Origin of the sequence: Micromonospora sp. R77, from assembly GCF_022747945.1 — a bacterium.
GTDB lineage: Bacteria > Actinomycetota > Actinomycetes > Mycobacteriales > Micromonosporaceae > Micromonospora.
This window is the reverse complement of record NZ_JALDST010000001.1, coordinates 1,102,971-1,124,623: the sequence shown is the minus strand read 5'-3', so window position 1 is coordinate 1,124,623 and position 21,653 is coordinate 1,102,971. Positions and strand designations below refer to the sequence as shown.

Genomic DNA, 21,653 nt, shown 5'->3' with positions numbered 1-21,653 from the left:
GCCCGTCGAGATCTCGGACAGTTTCCGTTCCCCGCGAACGGCAGGTGCCCAAGATCAGCGGGCCCGGCGGGCGGCGGGGGGATTGTCACAGTGGCTCGGGCTGCTGGGCGTGGGCGGGGTTTGCGAGGATGGCGGAATGGCTTACGACGCGACCACGCTGCCCGACGTCTCCGGGCTCACCGTCGGCATCATCGGTGGCACCGGTGACCAGGGCCGAGGGCTGGCCTACCGGTTCGCCCGGGCCGGGCAGCGGGTGCTGATCGGCTCCCGTTCCGCCGAGCGGGCCACCGAGGCGGCCGGCGAGATCGCCGCGCTGTCCGGGATGCCCGCCGGGGTCGACGTCACCGGGGCCGACAACGACGAGGTGGCCCGGCGCAGCGACGTGGTGATCATCGCGGTGCCGTGGGACGGGCACGCCGCGACCGTCGCCGCGCTGGCGGAGCCGCTGGCCGGCAAGATCGTGGTGGACTGCGTGAACCCGCTCGGCTTCGACAAGCAGGGCCCGTACGCGCTGGACGTCGAGGAGGGCAGCGCGGTGCAGCAGGCCGCCGGGCTGCTGCCCGACTCCCGGGTCTGCGCCGCCTTCAACCACGTCAGCGCCCCGCTGCTGGCCGACCCGGAGGTCGACCGGATCGACCTGGACGTGCTGATCTGCACCGAGGACCGGGAACTGGTCGACGTGGTCGGCGCGCTGGCCGCCCGGATCCCCGGCATGCGGGGCATCTATGCCGGCCGGCTGCGCAACGCCCACCAGATCGAGGCGTTCACCGCCAACCTGATCGCGATCAACAAGCGTTACAAGGCGCACGCCGGGATCCGGGTAACCGACCTCTGAGCCCGCCGCGGCCCGCGACGGGCTCACCGATGCGTGGACAGCGGCCCCTGCTCGACGACTGGCGTCGGCAGGGGCCTCTGCTCACCGGTCAGAAGACGACGGTGACGCCGGCCTTCCCGCAGGCGGCGGAGAGCGTCGCTCCGGCCTTCATGAATTCGGGGTTGTCGGCGGCGCTCGCCGGGTCCGCGGCAGCGGCCGCCTTGCCGGCCTCCTTGGCGAACGCCGTCAGCCCGGCGGTCACCTCGCTGTCCGGCGCGCCGGTGGCAGCCACGGCGCTCATCTCCTTCTCCAACCCGGTCAGGATCTTGGCGAAGTCGCTCGGAGCCGGGGTCGAGCCCGAGGTCATGGTCTCGACCAGCTTGGCCTTCATGCTGGCGTTGGCCTTCTTCGCGTTCTCGCAGAGCTGCTTGTCGTCGATCGCGGCCGCTGCGGGGGTCGCGGCGGCGGAGGTGGTGGGGGCGGCCGCGGCGGTGGCCGACGCCGACGCGGTGGGCGTGGCGGCGGCCGTCGAGTCGGTGGCCTTGTCGCCACAGGCGGCGAGCGCCACCAGGGAGAAACCGGTCAGGAGGATGGGAAGAACGCGAGTACGAATCACGTGACGCGACGATAGTGGATCATCGGTCGCGCCGGCGCCCCGACCTCTGAGCACGGGCCCGGGCCCCCGCTGCGGCAGGGGCCCGGCCACCGTACGCGTCAGAAGGTGTGTTCGGTGGCGGGGAACTCGCCGCCGCGCACCTCGTCGGCGAAGCGGCGGGTGGCGTCGGTCAGCACGCCGGCCACGTCGGCGTAGCGCTTCACGAAGCGCGGTGCCTTGCCGGTCCGCAGGCCGGCCATGTCCTGCCACACCAGCACCTGGCCGTCGGTGTCCGGTCCGGCCCCGATGCCGACCGTCGGGATCGGCAGCTCGGCGGTGATCCGCTTGGCCACCTCGCCCGGCACCATCTCCAGCACCACCGCGAACGCGCCCGCCTCGGCCACCGCCCGCGCGTCGGCGATCACCTCGTCGGCGGTGTCGCCGCGGCCCTGCACCCGGTAGCCGCCGAGGGTGTGCTCGCTCTGCGGGGTGAACCCGATGTGCGCCATCACCGGGATGCCGGCCCCGACGATGGCCGCGATCTGGTCGGCGCAGCGCCGGCCACCCTCCAGCTTGACGGCGTGACAGCCGCCCTCCTTCATGAACCGCACCGCGGTCCGCAGCGCCTGCGTCGGCCCCTCCTCGTACGAGCCGAAGGGCAGGTCGCCGACGATCAGCGAGTGCTTCGTCGCCCGCACCACCGCGCGGACCAGCGGCAGCAGCTCCTCGGCGGTGACCGGCAGGGTGGTCTCGTAGCCGAAGACGTTGTTCGCCGCCGAGTCGCCCACCAGCAGCACCGGGATGCCGGCGGCGTCGAAGATCGAGGCGGTGTACTGGTCGTACGAGGTGAGCATCGCCCAGCGGTCGCCACGCTCCTTGGCGGCGATCAGGTCGCGGGTGCGGACCCGTCGGGTGACCGGCCCGCCGTACAGGGCGGTCACCTCGGTCGGGGTGGACTCCACCATGGCTCTCTCCTTCCTCGAGGCCGCGCTCGCGGTCCCCGGGTTCCGTCGCGATCGTCGCACCGGACGACCGGGCGGCGGCAGGGCGCAGTGGAGGATTTCACTCCCGGGCCGGCGGGCCGGGCGTCAGCCGTGCTCGCGCCAGCGGTTGGTGATCGGCAGCCGCCGGTCCCGGCCGAACGCCTTGATCGAGATCTTGGTGCCGGGGGCGGACTGGCGGCGCTTGTACTCGGCGGCGTCCACCATCCGCAGCACCTTGTCCACGACCGCCGGGTCGTGCCCGGACGCGATCAGCCCGTCCCGGCCCAGGTCGCCGTCGACGTAGCCGATCAGGATGGGGTCGAGGACGTCGTACTCCGGCAGGGTGTCGCTGTCGAGCTGGCCGGGGCTCAGCTCCGCCGACGGCGGCTTGCCGATCGAGTTCTCCGGGATCGGGGGGGTCTCGCCCCGGCGGGCCGCGTCGGCGTTGCGCCACTTCGCCAGCCGCCAGACCAGCGTCTTCCACACGTCCTTGATCGGGTTGTAGCCGCCGACCGAGTCGCCGTAGAGCGTGGAGTAGCCGACCGCCAGCTCGCTCTTGTTGCCGGTGGTGAGGACCAGGTGGCCCTCCTGGTTCGACAGCGCCATCAGGATCACGCCGCGGACCCGGGCCTGGAGGTTCTCCACCGCCACCCCGGAGAGCGCGATGTTGGCCAGGTAGGCGTCCACCATGGGTTGGATCGGCTCGACCCGGTAGTCCAGGCCGGTCCGCTTGGCCAGCTCCTCCGCGTCGGCCCGCGAGTGCTCGGACGAGTGCTGGCTGGGCAGCGAGACCCCGACCACCCGGTCCGGGCCCAGCGCGTCCACCGCGAGGGCCGCCACCACCGCCGAGTCGATGCCGCCGGAGAGGCCGAGCACCACCGACGGGAAGCGGTTCTTGTCGACGTAGTCGCGCAGCCCCAGCACCAGCGCCTGCCACACCTCGGCCTCGTCCGCGACCGGCTCGATGATGCCGCCCCGGGCCAGCGCGCCGGTCGGGGCCGGGGGCAGGATGTCGCTGATCTTGGCGCGGACGATCCGCATGTCGTCGGCGACCTCCTCGGCCGCCTCGACGGGCTCCTTCGCCGGCGCCAGGTCCACGTCGTGCACGAGCAGGTGCTCGACGAACTGCGGGGCCCGGGCCAGCAGCCGGCCCGTCGCGTCGACGATCATCGAGTCACCGTCGTAGACCAGCTCGTCCTGGCCGCCGACCATGTTCACGTACGCGATGGTGGCGCCGGCCTCGGCGGCCCGGCGGCGGACCAGCGGCAACCGGATGTCGTCCTTGTTCAGCTCGTACGGCGAGCCGTTGATGCTCAGCACCAGCCCCACGCCGGCCCGCCGGGCCACCGCGAACGGACCGCCGGCCTGCCACAGGTCCTCGCAGATGGTCAGCGCCACGTCCACCCCGCCGATCCGGACCACGACCAGCGCGTCGCCCGGTACGAAGTAGCGGTCCTCGTCGAAGACGCCGTAGTTGGGCAGGTGGTGCTTGAAATAGGTGCAGACCACGCCGCCGGAGTGCAGCAGGGCGGCCGCGTTGCGGGCCCCCCGGCCCGGCTGGGCGTCGGCGCTGACCTGCGGCGGGCCGTCCGCGTCGAGATAGCCCACCAGCACCGGCAGGTCGCCCAGCCCGTCGGCGGCCAGGTCGGCGGCGAGCTGCCCCAGGGCGGCCTTCGACGCGGCCACGAAGGAGCGGCGGAAGACCAGGTCCTCGACCGGGTAGCCGGTCAGCATCAGCTCGGGGAGGAGCGCGAGCTGGGCGCCGGCGTCGGCGGCCCGACGGGCCCAGCGGCGCACCAGGTCGGCGTTGCCGGCGAGGTCACCGACCGTCGGGTTGACCTGGCACAGGGCGAGACGCAGGGTGGGCATGTCCTCATCTTGCCCCAGCCGACCGCCCCGGACCCGGCCGGACGGCGACACCCCGCCGCCGTGGTGCGGTGGTGCCGAGGCCGGTGGTCCGCGCGGCGGGACACGGCGGGACGCGGGACGAGGGGTCGCGTAACGTCGGCGTAACGAGGCCGGTGGAGACTGGGCGGTCAGGCCGCACGGGCTCGACCGGTGCCGGACAAGAGTGTCGCGAGGGGTGGAAGTGGACCGTCAGCAGGAGTTCGTCCTCCGTACGCTGGAAGAGCGGGACATCCGGTTCGTCCGGCTGTGGTTCACCGACGTGCTGGGCACGCTCAAGAGCGTGTCGGTGGCGCCCGCCGAGCTGGAGGCGGCCTTCGAGGAGGGCATCGGCTTCGACGGCTCCGCGATCGAGGGCTTCGCCCGGGTCTTCGAGTCCGACATGGTGGCCATGCCCGACCCGACCACCTTCCAGGTCTTCCCCTTCGAGGGCGGGGTCAGCGGCGAGAGCGCCCGGATGTTCTGCGACATCCTGCTCCCCGACGGCAGCCCCTCCTGGGCCGACCCGCGGCACGTGCTGCGCCGGATGCTCTCCAAGGCGGCCGAGAAGGGCTTCACCTTCTACACCCACCCGGAGATCGAGTTCTTCCTGCTGGAGAACGGCCCGCAGGACGGCTCGGTGCCCGTACCGGTGGACACCGGCGGCTACTTCGAGCACACCACCCACGCGGTGGCCCGGGACTTCCGCCGGCAGGGGGTGCTCGCCCTGGAACGGATCGGCATCTCGGTCGAGTTCAGCCACCACGAGGTCGCGCCCGGCCAGCAGGAGATCGACCTGCGGTACGCCGACGCGCTGACCACCGCCGACAACATCATGACCTTCCGGCACGTGGTGAAGGAGGTGGCGCTCTCCACCGGCGTGCAGGCCACCTTCATGCCGAAGCCCTTCACCGACCAGCCGGGCAGCGGCATGCACACCCACCTGTCGCTGTTCGAGGGGGAGCGGAACGCCTTCCACGACGCGGGCGACCCGATGAAGCTCTCCAAGGTGGCGAAGTCGTTCATCGCCGGCCTGCTGATGCACGCCCGGGAATACACCGCGGTCACCAACCAGTGGGTCAACTCCTACAAGCGGCTCTTCCCGCAGGCGCTGCCGGACCGGATCACCGAGAGCCCGGCGTACGTCTGCTGGGGTCACCTGAACCGGTCCGCGCTGGTCCGGGTCCCGGCGTACGGCAAGCCGAACTCGGCCCGGGTCGAGGTGCGGTCGCCGGACTCGGCGACCAACCCCTACCTGGCCTTCGCGGTGATGCTCGGCGCCGGCCTCAAGGGCATCGAGGAGGGCTACGAGCTGCCCCCGGGCGCCGAGGACGACGTCTGGTCGCTGAGCAGCGCCGAGCGGCGCGCGATGGGCTACGAGGCGCTGCCGGAGAACCTGGCCGAGGCGATCGACGTGATGGCCGGCTCGGAGCTGGTCGCCGAGGTGCTCGGCGAGCACGTCTTCGACTTCTTCCTGCGCAACAAGCGGGCCGAGTGGGAGCAGTACCGCCGCGAGGTCACCCCGTACGAGCGGCAGCGCTACCTGTCGCTCTAGGGGGCCGGCTCAGGCGGGGCGTTCGGCGAGGGTGTAGCGCATCCGCTGGGTCAGCCGGATCGTCCCGTCGTCGCCCCGCAGCCCCTCGGCGAACCCGGTCATGGTGGCGCGCAGCGTCGCGCGCTCCCGCTCGGGTACGGCCTCCCACATGGCCCGCTGGCCGTGCGACAGGGAGAACGCGTGCCAGTGCTCGGGGTCGGTGAAGACCGCCTCGACGTCGAGCGCCGCGGTGCGTACCCGGGTGTAGCCGGCTGCCGTCAGCAGCTCCTCCACCCCGGCGTCGCTGGCGAACGGGCCGGCGGCGCCGCTGGTACGGGCGTCGAGCAGGTGCGGCGGCAGGTACGGCCGGAAGAACGCGTCCAGCTGCTGCCAGCGCGGGTCCTGGTCGCCGAACGTGGCGATGCCCAGCCGGCCCCCGGGCACCAGCAGCTCCCGCCAGGCCCGCAGCGCCGCCGCCGGGTCGGGCAGGAAGAACACCACCAGCGACGACGCCACCAGGTCGTAGCCGGCGGCCGGCAGGTCGGGTGCCGCGGCGTCCATGAGTCGTACGTCCACCTGGGCGAGCCCACGCCGGGCCACCTCCGCGCGGGCCGCCGCGACCATCCGGGGTGCCAGGTCCACGCCGGTCACCGATCCGGTCGGGCCGACCGCCTCGGCGAGCGGGAACAGGGCCGCCCCGCGCCCGCAGCCGACGTCCAGGGCGCGTTCGCCGGGCCGGGGAGCCAACTCCCGCACCAGTCCCTCGGCGATCGGTGCGAACCAGGGCACGCCGACGTTGTCGTACGTGTCGGCCACCCGGTCGAAGATCGCGACCACCCCTGCGCTGCGTGCGCTGTCTGCCGGTTCCATGCCGGTGATTCTCGTCCGCCACCCGCCGCCGGCACAGCCCCGGGCGGCGCGGCGCGCCGACGCGCGACCGGTCGACCCGTCGCGCCCTGCCGGGGCGGCGTGGGCTGGCACCGTCCCGCTATCGTCTGCGGCACCGTCCCGGCACCCTCGCCGGGCGGTGGAGCCGGGGAGGCGTCGGTGCTGGAGGATCTGCTGAGCGGGGCGTGGCAGAGCGTGGTGTTCGGGGTCGTCGGGGTGGCGTTGATGGCCGCCGGCTTCCTGCTGGTCGACCTGCTCACCCCCGGCAAGCTGCGGGAGCTGATCTGGGTGCGGCGCAACGGCAACGCCGCCCTGCTGCTCGCCGCCAACCAGCTCGGCATCGCCGGGATCGTCTTCACCGCGATCCTGACCAGCTACCACGACTTCGGCAAAGGGCTCGCCTCCACGGTGATCTTCGGGCTGGTCGGCCTGCTGGTGATGGCCCTGGCGTTCTTCGTGCTCGACCTGCTCACCCCGGGTCGGCTCGGCGAGGTCATCTGCGCGGACGAGCCACACCCGGCGGCCCGGGTCAGCGCCGCCACCCACTTCGGGGCCGCGCTGATCGTCTGCGCCTGCATCGCCTGACGGCTGTCGTACCCCTGCTCTAGCTTTCGGGGGTGAACCGGACGGATCGTCTCTACGCCCTGGTGGAGGAGCTGCGGGCGGTGTCGCCGCGCCCGCGCAGCGCCGCCTGGCTGGCCCGCCGCTTCGAGGTCAGCACCCGGACCGTCGAGCGCGACATCGGCGCGTTGCAGGCCTCCGGCGTGCCGATCTGGGCCGAGCCCGGCCGCACCGGCGGCTACGTGGTCGACCGGGCGCGCACGCTGCCGCCGGTCAACCTGACCCCGGGTGAGGCGGTGGCGATCGCCCTGGGCCTGCACCGGCTGGCCGGTTCGCCGTTCGCGTCGGCGGCCGGCCGCGCTGCGCAAGCTGGTCGCGGTCATGCCGGCCGCCGACGTGGCCGAGGCGCACCGGCTGGCCGGCCGGGTGCACCTGATCGGCGACGGGCCGGCCACGCCCGTCCCGGCCGCCGTCGCCGACGCGGTCGCCGCGCGGCGCGTGCTCCGCCTGCGGTACGCGGACCGCGCGGGCGCGGTGTCGTCGCGGGACGTCGAGCCGCTCGGCTACCTCGGCAACTCCCGCCACTGGTACCTGGGGGGCTGGTGCCGGCTCCGCGACGGGGCCCGCTGCTTCCGCACCGATCGGATCGTCTCGGTGACGTCGCTGTCCGAGCCGGTCACCCGGGAGCTGCGCCCCGAGGACATCGACATCCCGCACGATCGGCTGCGCCCGCTGAGTCTGGTCTGAAACCCGACAGCGTTCCCGGTCCGGATGCGGGACCCTGGCGGGTCTGCCGTCCCTGGGGAGGAACGCGCGTGCCCGACACGCTCAGCTACGCCGACGCCGTACGCCTGCTGGGCGGGAAACAGAGCGGCTTCATCGAGCGGTTCGAGAAGCTGACGACCATGGTGCCGGTGCCACCGCTGTTCGGGTTACTCGACGTGAAGGGCTTCGCGCGGCTCGGACAGGATTTGTTGCAGACTGTCTCCGAGAAACGTTCGGGGCTGTCCCGGTACAGGAGGACGCAGCGGCTGGAGGCGGCGCACGCGGTGATCGCGGTGACCGCCTTCTTCGAGGCGCTCGGCGAGGCTGATCTACCGTTCGACCTCGGGGAGATGCGGATTATCAAGGCCGAGCAGCTGTCGCTGGCCGGCGCCGGTCCGGTCGATCCATCGACGCTGACCGACGCGTTCTTCTCCGCTGCCGCGCCGGTGCCCGGGCCGCATCTGCCCTACTCGGCCCTACGGGCCGCCCTTATCGCCTTCTACCAGGACCTCGCCGGCCGTCTACTGCACTTCCTCGAGGGCCTACAGATGTGGGCGGCGTTACCTCTGTCGCAGCGCCGAAAGATCACAGAGCTGTCGCCAATTCCGGAAGCGGCGGCCGCCCGGCATCGGGACCTGTTGACCCAGCTTGCCGTTGACTTCCCCGAGGTGTCGCTCTGGCTCGGCCTGCATGAGCACGAAGCCACCCGTGCGCAGGTGCGCAGCCTATCGTTGGGCTTGGCCGAGCTGCACCGAGCCCTCGCTGACCTGTCCACCGGCCGCCCGCCGGACGAACGGCGGGCGGCGCTCGCCGCCGCCTACACCGCGGAGCTGCGCCGGCCGATCCTCAGCTCCGGCGACGTACCGGCCGGGCTGATCGTGCCGACGCTCGGCGAGGCGTACGTGCCACCGTTGTGCCGGATCGCCCAGCTGGGCCCGGAGGCGCGGCCCGCCGACGAGACCTGGTGGGACGGCCAGCCGGTTCGCGATGACCTGTGGGAGTCCCTCGTCGTTCACCTGACCTCGCCCGGCGCGATCCGGGCCCCGCTGCTGGTGCTCGGTCAGCCGGGCTCCGGCAAGTCGGTGCTGACCCGGGTCGTCGCCGCCCAACTACCGGCCGCCGACTTCCTGGTCGTCCGGGTCGTGCTGCGGGACGTGTACGCGGCGGGTGACCTCCAGGACCAGATTGAGCAGGCGATCCGAAACGACACCGGTGAACGTCTGGACTGGCCGGCGCTGGCCCGTTCGGCGGGTGACGCGTTGCCGGTGGTGCTGCTTGACGGCTTCGACGAATTGCTCCAGGCGACCGGGGTCAGCCAGACCGACTACCTGCGGCGGGTGGCCACGTTCCAGCGCCGGGAGGCCGACCAGGGTCGACCGGTAGCGGTGTTGGTCACCAGCCGGAGCAGCGTCGCCGACCGGGCGCAGCCACCGCCCGGCGCGGTGGCCGTCCGACTGGAGCCCTTCGACGACGCGCGGGTTGAGACCTGGGTGCGGACCTGGAACCGGGCTAACCTCGCCGCTTTCCGGGCGCTCCACGTGCGACCGCTGGACTGCGCAACCGTGCTGACCCACCGCGAGCTGGCCGAGCAGCCGTTGCTGCTGCTGATGCTGGCCCTCTACGACGCCGAGGGCAACGACCTGCGCCAAGCCGGGGAGCTGCGTCAGGGCGAGCTGTACGAGCGGCTGTTGCGCCGTTTCGCTCGCCGGGAGGTGGTCAAGCAGCGCGACGGCCTACCCGAAGACGAACTGGCCCGGGTGATCGAGCAGGAACTGTGCCGGCTGTCGGTGGTCGCCTTCGCGATGTTCAACCGGGGCGCGCAGTGGGTAAGCACGGCCGAACTCGACGCCGACCTCGCCGCGCTGCCGTTCGGCGGCGGGACAGCCAGCGAGCGCGGCGGGCTGCGGACCCCCTTGGCTGCGGCCGAGCTGGTGCTGGGGCGGTTCTTCTTCGTCCACCGGTCCCGGGCCGCCACGGACGAGCGGTGGCGGGAGACGTACGAGTTTCTACATGCCACCTTCGGCGAGTACCTGGTAGCCCGGCTCACCGCGCAGGTGGTAGAGGACCTGGTGGCCCGGGACCGGGCCACCAGCCTGTCCTGGGGCGGCGAGCCGGTCGACGACGACCTGCTCCACGCCCTGCTGTCCTACGCCGTGCTCACCAGCCGCGCTCCGGTGGTTGGGTTCCTCACCGAACGGCTCGCGAGCCAAGACGGCGCGCGGCGGGAGGCCTCGACATCCCTGCTGCAGCGGCTATTCCGGATGGCGCCGCATGTTTCTCGGGCGCGTCGGTTCGACGGTTACCAGCCGACGCGGTTGACACTGCCCGGGCGGTGCGCGGCCTACTCTGCGAACCTGCTAGTGCTTGCCCTTTGCGTGGCCGACCTTTCGTGTTCCGCACTCTACGACGACGCCGGTGCGCCCATGTATCACTGGCGACGGGACGCGCTGCAGTGGCGGGCGCAACTGCCCACGGAGGGCTACCTGAGCCTTTTGAGGATGGTGCGGCCGACGCGGACGTGGGTCAGCGGGAGGCGGGAGTTGACCCTGTCGATTCGCCCCTCGGATCAGTCGCCTCCGACGCGTAGCGACCCTCGCTGGCAGTTCAGGGCTGTCGACGATCCGGTCGACACGGATGCGAGATACTGGTACGCACCTGCTGGCAATGATGTCGAAGTGCTTCATCGCACCGCGTATTTCGAGTGCGACCCGGCCGTCGAGGCTGTACTGCACGCCGTAGAACCGTTTGACTTCCTTCTGTCGGAAGGGGTGCGGGCCGGGGTCGTGCCTCGGACCGAGCTGGAAAGCTTCTATACGTTCCCGGACGGGGACCGGTCGGAGGCGAGGGTGCTCCTCGACGTGGCACTCGCGTCGGTGTCGGGTAGCGGCGTCACCGAGCGTTTACGGGTCTACGAACGGCTGATCTCCACCCTTGATTCGTACGAGGAAGATCCCGAGCAACGACCTCTCGTCGCCCTGCTGCTGGAACGGATGAGCTGTGACAGCGAGTTGCCTGCTGTCTTCGTCGCCGACACGCTTCGTCGTCTCGACGAGCTGAACCTGACCGTGGGACTGCAGGAGCCGGTGTTCCGTTGCGTGCTGACCTTCCTCGGCCGGGACGACCAGGCCGACATTCGATTCACCGCGTTGACCCCCGCGCTGGTGACAGGGGCCCGGGGAGGTGCGGCAGGGCGCGGACGTCCGGCTGACTGGCTGGACGAGTCAATCGCGGAGGGGCTAGTGCGCCTGTACGAGCTAGAGCTGCGTCGCGAGCCGATCTCGGCTATCGAGATGAAGAGCTTTCAGCAGCGATGTGCTGCCCGCCGTCCTGATCTGGTCGCACGAATGCGGCCGCTTGTGGACTTTGATACTTCCGAGACGCTACGGAAACACCGACAGGACGGTGTCGCGGACGCCGGCGAGGCTGACTCCTGACGGCGCCGGCCGACCGGCCGGCGCATTCCGAGGAGGCAGCATGTCCAGCACGCCCGTGACCTGGTTCGAGATCGGCGCCGACCGCCCCGACGAGGCCGAGCGTTTCTACACCGACCTGTTCGGCTGGGCCTTCGAGGCGCAGGGCCCCGCCTACCGGCAGACGGTGGCCGGCGGCGAGCAGGGGATCGGGGGCGCGATCCGGACCCTCGACGCCGGCTCGCCGAACTACGCGATCTTCTACGCGCAGGTGGCCGATGTGGCGGAGACCTGCCGGCGCGCGGAGGCGGCGGGAGCCACGGTGGTGGTGCCGCCGAACACCACCCCGAGCGGGCTGGTGCAGGCCCGGCTGCGGGATCCGTTCGGCAACCTGCTGGGCGTCTTCACGCCGCCGGCCGCCGGCTGACGTGTTCCGGGTGCATCTGTTGCTGCCCCGACAGCAGGAGATGCACCCGAACCGGGTCGCAAGGTGTTTCGGCAGGTGCAAGTGGTTCCAACGGCGGGGCCGCCGGAATCTCATACCGGTCGATGATGAACCTCTGGTTTCCGAAGATTGAAGCTGGTAACTTCCTGGCACCGCAAGCCGCAAGTTCTTGCAACGCCTTCATCCTTTTGCGCCCGTCGAGCGGGTGCGGGTGTCAGGAGAGCCACCATGAGGCGTACCACGACCAGCATCCGACGCCGGTGGGGCGCCCTCGCCCTCGCCGCCGGCCTGACCGCGGGTCTGCTGCCGCTCACCGGAGCGGCGGCGGCCAACACGGTCACCGTCTACTATCAACCCCCCGCCGCGTGGGGCAGCTCGGTCAACATCCACTACGGCGTCGACGGCGCAGCCTGGACACCCGTCCCGGGCGTCGCCATGGATGCCGCGTGCACCGGCTGGCGCCGCCGCACCATCGACCTCGGCGCGGCCACCGGCCTCCAGGTCGTCTTCACCAACGGCACCGGCGTCTGGGACAACAACAACGGCGCGAACTACCGGCTCGGCACCGGCCCGGTGACCGTCGCCGCCGGGAAGGTCGGCTCCGGCGACCCCTGCGCCACCGCGACCCCGTCACCGACCGCGAGCCCGTCACCGAGCGGTAGCCCGTCACCCACCACGCCTCCGTCGCCGACCGGCAGCCCGTCGGCCACGGCCGGGCCGGGCAGCACCGCCGAGGTGTTCTACCACCTCACGCCGCGCGGCTGGAGCGCGGCGAACCTGCACTACCGGCCCACCGGCGGCGCCTGGACCACCGTGCCGGGCGTCGCCATGACGGTCGCCTGCGCCGGCTGGGCCCGCAAGGTCGTCGACCTCGGCGCCGCCGGCGGGCTGACCGCCGCGTTCAACGACAACGCCGGCACCTGGGACAACAACAACGGCACCGACTACACCCTCGGTGCCGGCCGCAGCACCGTCGACGGCGGCAAGGTCACCGCCAACGCCGCCGACCCGTGCACGCCGGTCAGCCCGGACACCACGGCACCGTCCGCGCCGGGCGGGCTGACCGCCCGCGCCGACGGACTCGCGGTCACCCTGACCTGGTCGGCCGCCACCGACGACCGGGGCGTCACCGGGTACGAGCTGACCCGTACCGGGGGCACCGGCGGGAGCACCACCGTCACCAGCACCACCACCTCGTACGTGGCGTACGACCTCGCGCCGGGCACGGCGTACACCTGGACGGTGCGGGCGCTCGACGCGGCCGGCAACCGGTCGGCGGCGAGCGCGCCGGCCTCCGCGACCACCGGGACCGCCCCGGCCGGCGGGGCACCGCTCGGCGGCGACCCGCGCGAGGACAGCATCTACTTCGTCATGACGGCGCGCTTCGCCGACGGCGACACCGCCAACGACCGGGGCGGCAGCCAGCACGTGAAGTCGGGCAACGCGGCCAACAACGACCCGATGTTCCGGGGCGACTTCAAGGGGCTGGTCGACAAGCTCGACTACATCAAGGGGCTGGGCTTCTCCGCCATCTGGATCACCCCGGTGGTGCTGAACCGCTCCGACTACGACTACCACGGCTACCACGGCTGGGACTTCTATCGCGTCGACCCGCGCCTGGAGAGCCCCGGTGCGTCCTACCAGGACCTGATCAACGCGGCGCACGCCAAGGGCATCAAGATCTTCCAGGACGTGGTCTACAACCACAGCTCCCGTTGGGGTGCCAAGGGACTCTTCGTCCCCACCGTCCACGGCACTCGGGACGACCAGTGGAAGTGGTACTACGACCAACCGCAGGCCGGCCGGGAGTACGACCCGATGGTCGAGGCCACCGGCACCGACCCGGCGCTCACCCCCGCCCAGAACGCGCTCGCCAAGGGCCGCCCCTACAACGGTGACCTGTGGTCCTCGGCCGCCCCGACCGGCAACCAGTGCCTCAACTGGGGGACCCCGACCGGTGGGCGCAGCGCGGAGGGCTACACCCTCTACAACTGCCAGTGGCCCACCCCGACCAGCAGGCTCTTCCCCGCCGACCGCTACCACCAGTGCTGGATCGGCAACTGGGAGGGCGAGGACGCGCGCAGCTGCTGGCTGCACGAGGACCTGGCCGACTTCAACACCGAGAACCCGACGGTGCAGCAGTACCTGATCAACGCGTACAACCGGTACATCGACATGGGGGTGGACGGCTTCCGGATCGACACCGCCGTGCACATCCCCCGGGTCACCTGGAACCGCCGCTTCCTGCCCGCCATCCAGCAGCACGCGGTCAGCCGGTTCGGCGCGAAGGGCAAGGACTTCTACGTCTTCGGCGAGGTCGCCGCGTTCGTCAACGACAAGTGGAACCGCGGCTCGGTCAACCACTCCGCGCAGTTCTTCACCTGGCAGGAGCGCAAGGAGTACAGCCCGGACGACGTGAAGGCCGCCATCGAGCAGTACGACTACGAGTCTCTGCTCGGCCCCAACGGCCAGCCGACCACCGACAACGCGTTCCTGCGCGGCAACGACTACCACGCCCCGGACCACTCGAAGTTCTCCGGCATGAACGTCATCGACATGCGGATGCACATGAACTTCGGCGACGCCACGAACGCCTTCCTCAACGGCAAGGACTCCGACGACAGCTACAACGACGCCACCTACAACGTCGTCTACGTCGACAGCCACGACTACGGGCCGAACAAGTCCGCCACCCGGTACGCGGGCGGCACCGACGCCTGGGCCGAGAACATGAGCCTGATGTGGACGTTCCGGGGCGTCCCGACGCTCTACTACGGCTCGGAGATCGAGTTCCAGGCCGGCGCCCGGATCGACTGCGGACCGACCTGCCCGCTCGCCACCACCGGCCGGGCCTACTACGGCGACCACCTGGCCGGCAGCGTCACCGCCACCGACTTCGGCGTGGTCGGCTCGGCCACCGGGGCGGTCGCCACCACGCTCAACCAGCCGCTGGTCAAGCACGTGCAGCGGCTCAACCGGATCCGCCGGGCCGTACCCGCCCTGCAGAAGGGGCAGTACTCCACCGAGGGGGTCAGCGGGAACGCACTGGCGTACAAGCGGCGGTTCACCCAGGGCGCGGTGGACAGCTTCGCGCTGGTCACCGTCTCCGGTGGGGCCACCTTCAGCGGGATACCGAACGGCACGTACACCGACGCGGTGACCGGGGACGTGAAGACCGTCACCAACGGCACCCTCACCGCCGCCGTCAGCGGCAAGGGCAACCTGCGCGTCTACGTGCTCGGCCTGCCCGGCAACCCGGCCCCCGGCAAGATCGGCGCGGACGGGCCATACCTGCGCTGACCGCCGCCCGCCCGGCAGCGCCGCCGGATGGACCGGTCCGGCCCCGACGCGTCACGCGCCGGGGCCGGACCGCGGTGCCACCGGCCGGAAGGAGGGAGCGACCGGTGGGCACCATCGAGGTCAGTTGCCCGTACCCTCCGGGCCGCCGTGGTGGCCACGGCCGCCCGGGCCCGGGAAGACCCCTGCCTCGACGGCCTTGGTGATCGCGTCGGCCTGCTCCTGGGTGAGCTTGCCGTCCTTGACCGCCTGGGCCAGCCGCTCCTTGAGCGCCGCCTGCCGGTCCTCGCCGGACGGGCGCGCCGGCCGGTCGGCCCGGTGCTGCTCGCGGATCTTCTCCAGGGCGGCGGTCACCTTGTCGGTGGGTACGCCCAGCTCCTCGGCGAGCGCCGCGGCGAACTCGCCCTGCCGGTCGGCCCGCTGCTGCTGCCGGTCGGCGCCCTGGTCACTGCCGGCGCTCGGGGTCGGGGTGGGGCTGTCGGTGGCGAACGCCACCGTGGGGGCGGCGATCCCCACGCCGAGGACCCCGGCGGCGGCCAGGCCGGCCAGCAGGTGCTTCTTCGACATCGTGCGGGACATCAGTCCTCCGGTCTGTCGGTGGTGGTGCGCTGACGTGACCGACTGTGACCGAACCGGCTGGAGGCAACCCGTGGTGACCCTGTGCGCGAGCTGAAAAACCGGGTGCGGCCCGGCCCGGCACCGACGAGGGTGGGCACCATGGCGGACATCGACCAGATCGCACTGCCCGAGCCCGGCCTGCGGCCGTACGGCATCGCCACCGGCCCGGACGGCGCGCTGTGGCTCACCCTGGTCGGCGCGGGCGGGACCGCCCGGGTGGGCCCGGACGGCGAGGTGCGGATCCACCGCACGGACCCGGCGGACAGCGCACCGCTGACCATCACCACCGGCCCGGACGGCGCGCTCTGGTACACCCGCTCCGGTGACCATCGGCTCGGCCGGATCACCGTCGACGGCACCGCCGGCTCCGTCGCGCTGCCGGCCGGCACCGGGCCCTGCGGCCTCGCCACCGGCGCCGACGGCGCCCTTTGGTACGCCGGGATGAACAGCGACACGATCGGCCGGGTCACCGTCGACGGCCAGGTCACCGAGTTCCCGCTGCCGGTCTCCGGCGGCTTCCCCTCGATGGTCACCGCCGGCCCGGACGACGCCTGCTGGTTCACCCTCAACCAGGCCGGCGCGGTCGGTCGGATCGGCCTCGACGGCGCCGTCACGCTGCACGCCCTGCCCACCGACGCGGCCGGGCCGGTCGGCATCACCCTCGGCGTCGACGGCGCGCTCTGGTTCGTGGAGATCGCCGCCGGTCAGATCGGCCGGATCACCGTCGACGGCCGGATCACCGAGTTCCCGCTGCCCGACCGCGCGGCCCGCCCGCACGCCATCGTCGCCGACCCGGCCGGCGGCTGCTGGTTCACCGAGTGGGGGGCCAACCGCATCGCCCACGTCGACCCCGCCGGCCGGATCACCGGCCACGACCTCCCCACGCCGGGGTCGGAGCCGCACGGCATCACCGTCACGCCCGCCGGCGCCGTCTGCGCGGCCCTGGAAACGGGCGCCGTCGCGGTCCTCGCCCCCTGACCGGTGGTCAGCGGACCGCCGGGGAGACGGTCAGGGTGCCGGCGTCGGCGTCGAGGAGGGCGGGGGTGCCGACCGGGACGGTGAGTTGGCCGGGGCCGTGGCCGACGGGGAGGCCGCCGAGGACCGGTACGCCGAGGTCGGACAGGCGCTCGGTGAGCACGTCGGTGACGCCTGTGTCCCAGCCGTCGGCACAGTCGGTGAACTGGCCCACCGCCACCCCGGCCAGCCCGTCCAGCACGCCGGCCCGGCGCAGGTGGGTGAGCATCCGGTCCACCTTGTACGGCGGCTCCTGCACTTCCTCGACGAGCAGCACCGCGCCGGTCAGGTCCGGCATGTCCGGCGTGCCGATCGACGCGGTGATCAGGCACAGGTTGCCGCCGAGCAGCCGGCCCTGCGCGCGGCCCGGCACCCGCACCGCGTACGTCTCCTCCTCGGCGACGGCGGTCACCGTCACCGGCTCGGTGGTCATCAGCGCGGCGTGCATCGACTCCGCCGAGCTCAGCGGCAGGCGCTCGTCCCGCCAGGCCGCGCCCGGACCGTGTACGCCGGCCAGCCGGGCACCCCGCCAGAGCGCGAACTGCAGGGCGGTGATGTCGGAGAAACCGGCGACCACCTTCGGGTCCCGCCGGACCGCCGCCATGTCGATCAGGTCCACCACCCGCTGCGCGCCGTAGCCGCCCCGGGTGCAGATCACCCCGCGTACCGCCGGGTCCGCGAAGGCCGCGTTCAGGTCGGCCGCGCGCAGCTCGTCGCCGCCGGCCAGATAACCCTGCCGGGCGTACGCGTTCGGGGCGAGCACCGGGCGCAGGCCCCAGCCGGTGAGCAGCTCGACGCCCCGGGCCACCCGTTCCGGGCTGGTCGGACCGGACGGGGACACCAGCATGACCGTGTCGCCGGGACGCAGGACGGGCGGGCGCAGGCAGTCGTCGGTGGGCACAGCGGGAGCCTAGTGCGCGCCGGGCGGGGCCGTTCGGAGGCGTTGGTCCGCGTACCGGATAGCCTCGACGTCGTGGCGACCGCGCTGGTGATCGAGAACGACCCGACCGACGACCTCCGCCGGCTGGGGGAGTGGCTGACCGAGGGGGGCCTCGACCTGCGGGTCGTCCGCCCGCACGCGGGTGAGGAGCTGCCCGCCGACCTGACCGGCTTCGCCGCGCTGGTGGTGCTCGGCGGCGACCAGCAGGCGTACCCGGGGCCCGACGGCACCCCCGGCGCACCGTGGTTCCCCGCGCTGGAAGGGCTGCTGCGCAAGGCCGTCCGGCACCGGCTGCCCACCCTCGCCGTCTGCCTCGGCGCCCAGCTGCTGGCCACCGCGCACGCCGGCGAGGTCGAGCGGAGCACCTCCGGGCCCGAGGTGGGCCCCGGCGTGGTCGGCAAGCGGGACGCCGCCGACGGCGACCCGCTCTTCCGGTACGTGCCGCTCATCCCGGACGTGCTCCAGTGGCACTCCGACGAGATCACCGTGCTGCCCCGCGGCGCCACCCTGCTGGCCGCCTCCACCCGCTATCCGCACCAGGCGTTCCGCCTCGGCGACCGGGCCTGGGGCCTGCAGTTCCACGTCGAGTGCGACACCGCCATGATCGCCGACTGGGCCCGCGACTCCGACCTGCTGGCCGAGCTGGGCTACGACGAGGAGCTGGTGGTGGCCGCCTGCGACCGGGTGATGGCCGACGTCGAGGAGGTCTGGCAGCCGTTCGCCATCCGGTTCGCCGCCCTCGCCCTCGGCGAGCTGGACGACGACGCCCCCCGCCGCAGCCTGCCCCTGCTCGGGCACTGAGATGACCCGGTCCACCCGAGGCCGCCTCGCCCGGTACGGCTTCGCCGAGGGCGAGGGCGGGACCCGCGCGGCCGACCTGCTCGGCCCCGACGGGCTCGGGCTGTGGCGGCCGGACACCCAGGAACCCACCGACGAGCGGGCGACCGAACTGCTGGCCGCGCTCTCCCGGGCCGCCGACCCGGACCTGGCGCTGCGCCAGCTGCACCGCCTCGTCGAGGCCGAGCGGCACGCCACCGCCGGCCGGGACGCCACCGCGCGGGACACCCCGTCCCCGCTGCTCGACGCGGTGCACGACGACCCCGGGCTGCGCCGCCGGCTGGTCGCCGTGCTCGGGGCGTCCTCGGCCCTCGGCGACCACCTGGTGGCCAACCCCGACCAGTGGTCGGTGCTGGCCACCGCCCCGGACGGGCTCGCCCCGACCGCCGACGGCCGGCTGGAGCTGGCCGACGCCGGCCGCCGTACCGCGTCCACCCAGCCGGTGGCGGTGCTCCGGCAGGCGTACCGGCTGGCGCTGCTGCGGATCGCGGCGGCCGACCTGACCGGCGGGCGGGGGCTGGAGCAGACCATGGCGGCGCTCTCCGCGCTCGCCGACGCCACCCTCGCCGCCGCGTACGAGATCGCCGTCGGTGAGCTGCCCGAGGGCACCGCCCCGCCCCGGCTGGCCGTGGTGGCGATGGGCAAGTGCGGTGGTGACGAGCTGAACTACGTCTCCGACGTGGACGTCATCTTCGTCGTCGCCGCCGACGACGACCTGCCCGCCGCCACCCTGGTCGCCACCCGACTGATCCACGTCTGCGGGCTGGTCGCCTGGCCGGTGGACGCGGCACTGCGCCCGGAGGGCAGCCGGGGGCCGCTGGTGCGTACCCTCGCCAGTCACCTCGCCTACTACCGGCGCTGGGCCCGGACCTGGGAGTTCCAGGCCCTGCTGAAGGCCCGGCCGGCGGCCGGCGACCTGGACCTGGCCCGGGAGTGGATCGACCAGCTCGCGCCGCTGGTCTGGTCGGCGGCCGAGCGGCCGGAGGCGGTCGACGACGTGCGGGCCATGCGCCGGCGGATCATCGACAACGTCCCGCCGAAGGAGCTGGAACGCGAGATCAAGCGCGGCCCCGGCGGGCTGCGCGACATCGAGTTCGCCGTCCAGCTGCTGCAACTGGTGCACGGCCGGGTCGACGAGTCGCTGCGGGTGCCGGGCACCATCCCCGCGCTGCGCGCCCTCGTCGCCGGTGGCTACGTCGGCCGCGCCGACGGCGAGGCGCTGCTGCGCGGCTACCGCTTCCTGCGCGGCGTCGAGCACCGGCTGCAGCTGCAGGGCCTGCGCCGCACCCACACCGTGCCGACCGAGCCGGCCGCGCTGCGCTGGCTGGCCGCCGCGCTGGGCTATGCGGCCACCCCGGGCCGCAGCGCCGTCGAGGAGTTCCGCGCCGAGTGGGTCACCCACGCCACCGAGGTACGCCGGCTGCACGCCAAGCTGCTCTACCGGCCGCTGCTGGAGTCCGTGGCCCGGGTGCCGGCCGACGGGCTGCGGCTCACCCCGGAGGCGGCCCGGCGCCGGCTGGAGATCCTCGGTTTCGCCGACCCGGCCGGCGCGCTGCGTCACCTCCAGGCGCTGACCGGCGGGGTGAGCCGCACCGCGGCCATCCAGCGCACCCTGCTGCCGGTGCTGCTCAGCGAGTTCGCCGACGCCCCCGAACCCGACCGAGGGCTGCTCAACTACCGACAGGTGTCCGACAAGCTCGGCAGCACCCCCTGGTATCTGCGGCTGCTGCGGGACGAGGGGCCGGTGGCCCGCCGGCTGGCCCGGGTGCTGTCCTCCTCCCGGTACGTCCCGGACCTGCTGGCCCGGGAACCCGAGGCGCTGCGGATGCTCGCCGAGGACAGTGAGCTGGCCCCCCGACCCCGGGCGGTGCTCTGCGAGGGCTTCGCCGCCGCCGCGACCCGGCACGCCGACCCGGAGCAGGCCATCCGGGCGGTCCGGGCCCTGCGCCGCCGGGAGCTGCTCCGGCTCGCCTGCGCCGACGTGCTCAGCCGGGCCGGCACGCTGGCCCCGCTCACGCCCCGCCCTACCGACCCGGGGACGCGACCCGAGCGGACCCCCGTCCTCGCCGACGTGCGTGCGGTCGGCACCGCCCTCTCCGACGTCACCGACGCCACCCTGGCCGCCGCGCTGCGGACCGCCCGGGCCGCTCAACCCGCCCCGCCCGGGCTGCGCTTCGCGGTGATCGGGATGGGCCGGCTGGGCGGCTACGAGTCCAACTACCTCTCCGACGCCGACGTGCTCTTCGTCTACGACCCGCCGGCCGGGGCGAACGACGGCGCGGCCAGCGCCGCCGCGCACGCCGTCGCCGAGGAGCTGCGCCGGCTGCTCGGGGTGCCCGCCCCCGACCCGCCGCTCGGGGTCGACGCCGACCTGCGGCCCGAGGGCCGGCAGGGTCCGCTGGTCCGCAGCCTCGCCGCGTACGCCCAGTACTACGCCCGCTGGTCAAAGGTGTGGGAGGCGCAGGCGCTGCTGCGCGCCCGGTTCGTCTGCGGCGACGCCGACCTGGGCGCCGAGTTCGAGGCGATGGTCGACCCGGTCCGCCACCCGGCGGACGGGCTGACCCGCGAGCAGGTGGTGGAGATCCGCCGGATCAAGGCGCGGGTGGAGAACGAACGGCTGCCGCGCGGCGCCGACCCGGCCACCCACACCAAGCTGGGCCGGGGCGGGCTCGCCGACGTCGAGTGGGCGGTGCAGCTGCTCCAGCTCCGGCACGCCGGCCGGCTGGCCGCGCTGCGCGGCACGCGTACCCTCGACGCGCTCGCCGCCGCCCGGGACGCCGGCCTGGTCGACCCGGACGACGCCGCCGAGATGGCCGCCGGATGGACCCTCGCGGCGCAGGCCCGCAACGCGCTGATGCTGATCCGGGGCCGGGCCGGCGACCAGTTGCCCCGGCACGGTGTGGAGCTGGCCGGCGTGGTCCGGCTGCTCGGCCGCGACGACCCCGGCGAGTTCCTCGACGAATACCTCCGCACCACCCGCCGCGCCCGCACCGCCATGGAGCGCGTCCTCGACACTCCCTGACAACCGCCCGCGCCCGCCGCCACCGTTTCTGTCGGCCCTGTCGGCC

General features: G+C 73.2%; 16 protein-coding genes and 1 pseudogene. 11 read left to right on the top strand and 6 right to left on the bottom strand.

The genetic code is table 11. From position 1 onward, the window contains the following. Window positions 1-136: 136 nt before the first annotated feature. The gene (npdG, locus tag MRQ36_RS04920) at window positions 137-835 is read left to right on the top strand and encodes an NADPH-dependent F420 reductase (RefSeq protein ID WP_242793182.1); all 699 of its coding nucleotides are present in this window, start codon (window positions 137-139) and stop codon (window positions 833-835) included. 88 nt (window positions 836-923) lie between these two features. Here the strand turns inward: npdG and MRQ36_RS04915 are convergent, their stop codons facing one another. From MRQ36_RS04915 to MRQ36_RS04905, 3 genes are all read right to left on the bottom strand, one after another. Continuing rightward, window positions 924-1,430: a hypothetical protein gene (locus tag MRQ36_RS04915; RefSeq protein ID WP_242793181.1), complete on the bottom strand. Its 507-nt coding sequence runs from the start codon at window positions 1,428-1,430 to the stop codon at window positions 924-926. 98 nt (window positions 1,431-1,528) lie between these two features. Next, window positions 1,529-2,374, bottom strand: coding sequence for a 3-methyl-2-oxobutanoate hydroxymethyltransferase (gene panB, locus MRQ36_RS04910; RefSeq protein ID WP_242793180.1), 846 nt, complete (start codon window positions 2,372-2,374; stop codon window positions 1,529-1,531). A 123-nt stretch (window positions 2,375-2,497) separates the two neighbouring features. Next, window positions 2,498-4,261 (bottom strand): NAD+ synthase, encoded by a 1,764-nt coding sequence (locus tag MRQ36_RS04905; protein ID WP_242793179.1) that lies wholly within the window; start codon window positions 4,259-4,261, stop codon window positions 2,498-2,500. A 220-nt stretch (window positions 4,262-4,481) separates the two neighbouring features. Between MRQ36_RS04905 and glnA the strand changes: the two genes are divergently transcribed. Continuing rightward, window positions 4,482-5,831: a type I glutamate--ammonia ligase gene (gene glnA / locus MRQ36_RS04900; protein WP_242793178.1), complete on the top strand. Its 1,350-nt coding sequence runs from the start codon at window positions 4,482-4,484 to the stop codon at window positions 5,829-5,831. A 9-nt stretch (window positions 5,832-5,840) separates the two neighbouring features. Here glnA and MRQ36_RS04895 read toward each other — a convergent pair whose 3' ends face one another. Further along, window positions 5,841-6,680 (bottom strand): class I SAM-dependent methyltransferase, encoded by an 840-nt coding sequence (locus MRQ36_RS04895; RefSeq protein WP_242793174.1) that lies wholly within the window; start codon window positions 6,678-6,680, stop codon window positions 5,841-5,843. Window positions 6,681-6,857: 177 nt separating this feature from the next. Here MRQ36_RS04895 and MRQ36_RS04890 point away from each other — a divergent pair, with 177 nt between their 5' ends. The 6 genes and pseudogenes from MRQ36_RS04890 (at window position 6,858) to MRQ36_RS04865 (ending at window position 15,179) form a co-directional block, all read left to right on the top strand. Beyond that, window positions 6,858-7,283, top strand: coding sequence for a DUF350 domain-containing protein (locus MRQ36_RS04890; RefSeq protein WP_242793172.1), 426 nt, complete (start codon window positions 6,858-6,860; stop codon window positions 7,281-7,283). Between the two features lie 32 nt (window positions 7,284-7,315). Beyond that, window positions 7,316-7,441: pseudogene (locus MRQ36_RS04885) on the top strand (HTH domain-containing protein); the annotation flags it as partial. Between the two features lie 106 nt (window positions 7,442-7,547). Beyond that, window positions 7,548-8,006, top strand: coding sequence for a YafY family protein (locus tag MRQ36_RS04880; protein ID WP_242800843.1), 459 nt, complete (start codon window positions 7,548-7,550; stop codon window positions 8,004-8,006). A 68-nt stretch (window positions 8,007-8,074) separates the two neighbouring features. Beyond that, window positions 8,075-11,458 carry an NACHT domain-containing NTPase gene (locus tag MRQ36_RS04875; protein ID WP_242801534.1) on the top strand — a complete coding sequence of 1,128 codons (3,384 nt, stop codon included), beginning with the start codon at window positions 8,075-8,077 and terminating at the stop codon, window positions 11,456-11,458. 40 nt (window positions 11,459-11,498) lie between these two features. Continuing rightward, entirely contained in the window at window positions 11,499-11,861 is a 363-nt protein-coding gene (locus MRQ36_RS04870) for a VOC family protein (protein WP_242793170.1), read from the top strand. A 246-nt stretch (window positions 11,862-12,107) separates the two neighbouring features. Further along, window positions 12,108-15,179 carry a carbohydrate binding domain-containing protein gene (locus MRQ36_RS04865; RefSeq protein WP_242793167.1) on the top strand — a complete coding sequence of 1,024 codons (3,072 nt, stop codon included), beginning with the start codon at window positions 12,108-12,110 and terminating at the stop codon, window positions 15,177-15,179. Window positions 15,180-15,299: 120 nt separating this feature from the next. On the opposite strand, the gene MRQ36_RS04860 is transcribed toward MRQ36_RS04865, so the two are convergent. Next, the gene (locus tag MRQ36_RS04860) at window positions 15,300-15,755 is read right to left on the bottom strand and encodes a hypothetical protein (protein WP_242793159.1); all 456 of its coding nucleotides are present in this window, start codon (window positions 15,753-15,755) and stop codon (window positions 15,300-15,302) included. Window positions 15,756-15,893: 138 nt separating this feature from the next. Between MRQ36_RS04860 and MRQ36_RS04855 the strand changes: the two genes are divergently transcribed. Continuing rightward, the gene (locus tag MRQ36_RS04855) at window positions 15,894-16,772 is read left to right on the top strand and encodes a virginiamycin B lyase (protein WP_242793157.1); all 879 of its coding nucleotides are present in this window, start codon (window positions 15,894-15,896) and stop codon (window positions 16,770-16,772) included. Window positions 16,773-16,779: 7 nt separating this feature from the next. On the opposite strand, the gene MRQ36_RS04850 is transcribed toward MRQ36_RS04855, so the two are convergent. Then, on the bottom strand, window positions 16,780-17,709 hold the full coding sequence (locus tag MRQ36_RS04850; protein ID WP_242793155.1) for an LD-carboxypeptidase: 930 nt from the start codon (window positions 17,707-17,709) through the stop codon (window positions 16,780-16,782). 72 nt (window positions 17,710-17,781) lie between these two features. Here MRQ36_RS04850 and MRQ36_RS04845 point away from each other — a divergent pair, with 72 nt between their 5' ends. Beyond that, a complete protein-coding gene (locus MRQ36_RS04845) occupies window positions 17,782-18,549 on the top strand; it encodes a type 1 glutamine amidotransferase (protein WP_242793153.1) in 768 nt (255 codons plus the stop codon). Window position 18,550: 1 nt separating this feature from the next. Next, entirely contained in the window at window positions 18,551-21,607 is a 3,057-nt protein-coding gene (locus tag MRQ36_RS04840) for a bifunctional [glutamine synthetase] adenylyltransferase/[glutamine synthetase]-adenylyl-L-tyrosine phosphorylase (protein WP_242793152.1), read from the top strand. Window positions 21,608-21,653: the final 46 nt, after the last annotated feature.

Bases quoted from the DNA above. Each gene is read 5' to 3' on its own strand.
- MRQ36_RS04840 (WP_242793152.1), top strand. From the start codon at position 18,551: ATGACCCGGTCCACCCGAGGCCGCCTCGCCCGGTACGGCTTCGCCGAG.
- npdG (WP_242793182.1), top strand. From the start codon at position 137: ATGGCTTACGACGCGACCACGCTGCCCGACGTCTCCGGGCTCACCGTC.
- MRQ36_RS04865 (WP_242793167.1), top strand. From the start codon at position 12,108: ATGAGGCGTACCACGACCAGCATCCGACGCCGGTGGGGCGCCCTCGCC.
- MRQ36_RS04860 (WP_242793159.1), bottom strand. From the start codon at position 15,755: ATGTCCCGCACGATGTCGAAGAAGCACCTGCTGGCCGGCCTGGCCGCC.
- MRQ36_RS04895 (WP_242793174.1), bottom strand. From the start codon at position 6,680: ATGGAACCGGCAGACAGCGCACGCAGCGCAGGGGTGGTCGCGATCTTC.
- panB (WP_242793180.1), bottom strand. From the start codon at position 2,374: ATGGTGGAGTCCACCCCGACCGAGGTGACCGCCCTGTACGGCGGGCCG.
- MRQ36_RS04905 (WP_242793179.1), bottom strand. From the start codon at position 4,261: ATGCCCACCCTGCGTCTCGCCCTGTGCCAGGTCAACCCGACGGTCGGT.
- MRQ36_RS04870 (WP_242793170.1), top strand. From the start codon at position 11,499: ATGTCCAGCACGCCCGTGACCTGGTTCGAGATCGGCGCCGACCGCCCC.
- MRQ36_RS04855 (WP_242793157.1), top strand. From the start codon at position 15,894: ATGGCGGACATCGACCAGATCGCACTGCCCGAGCCCGGCCTGCGGCCG.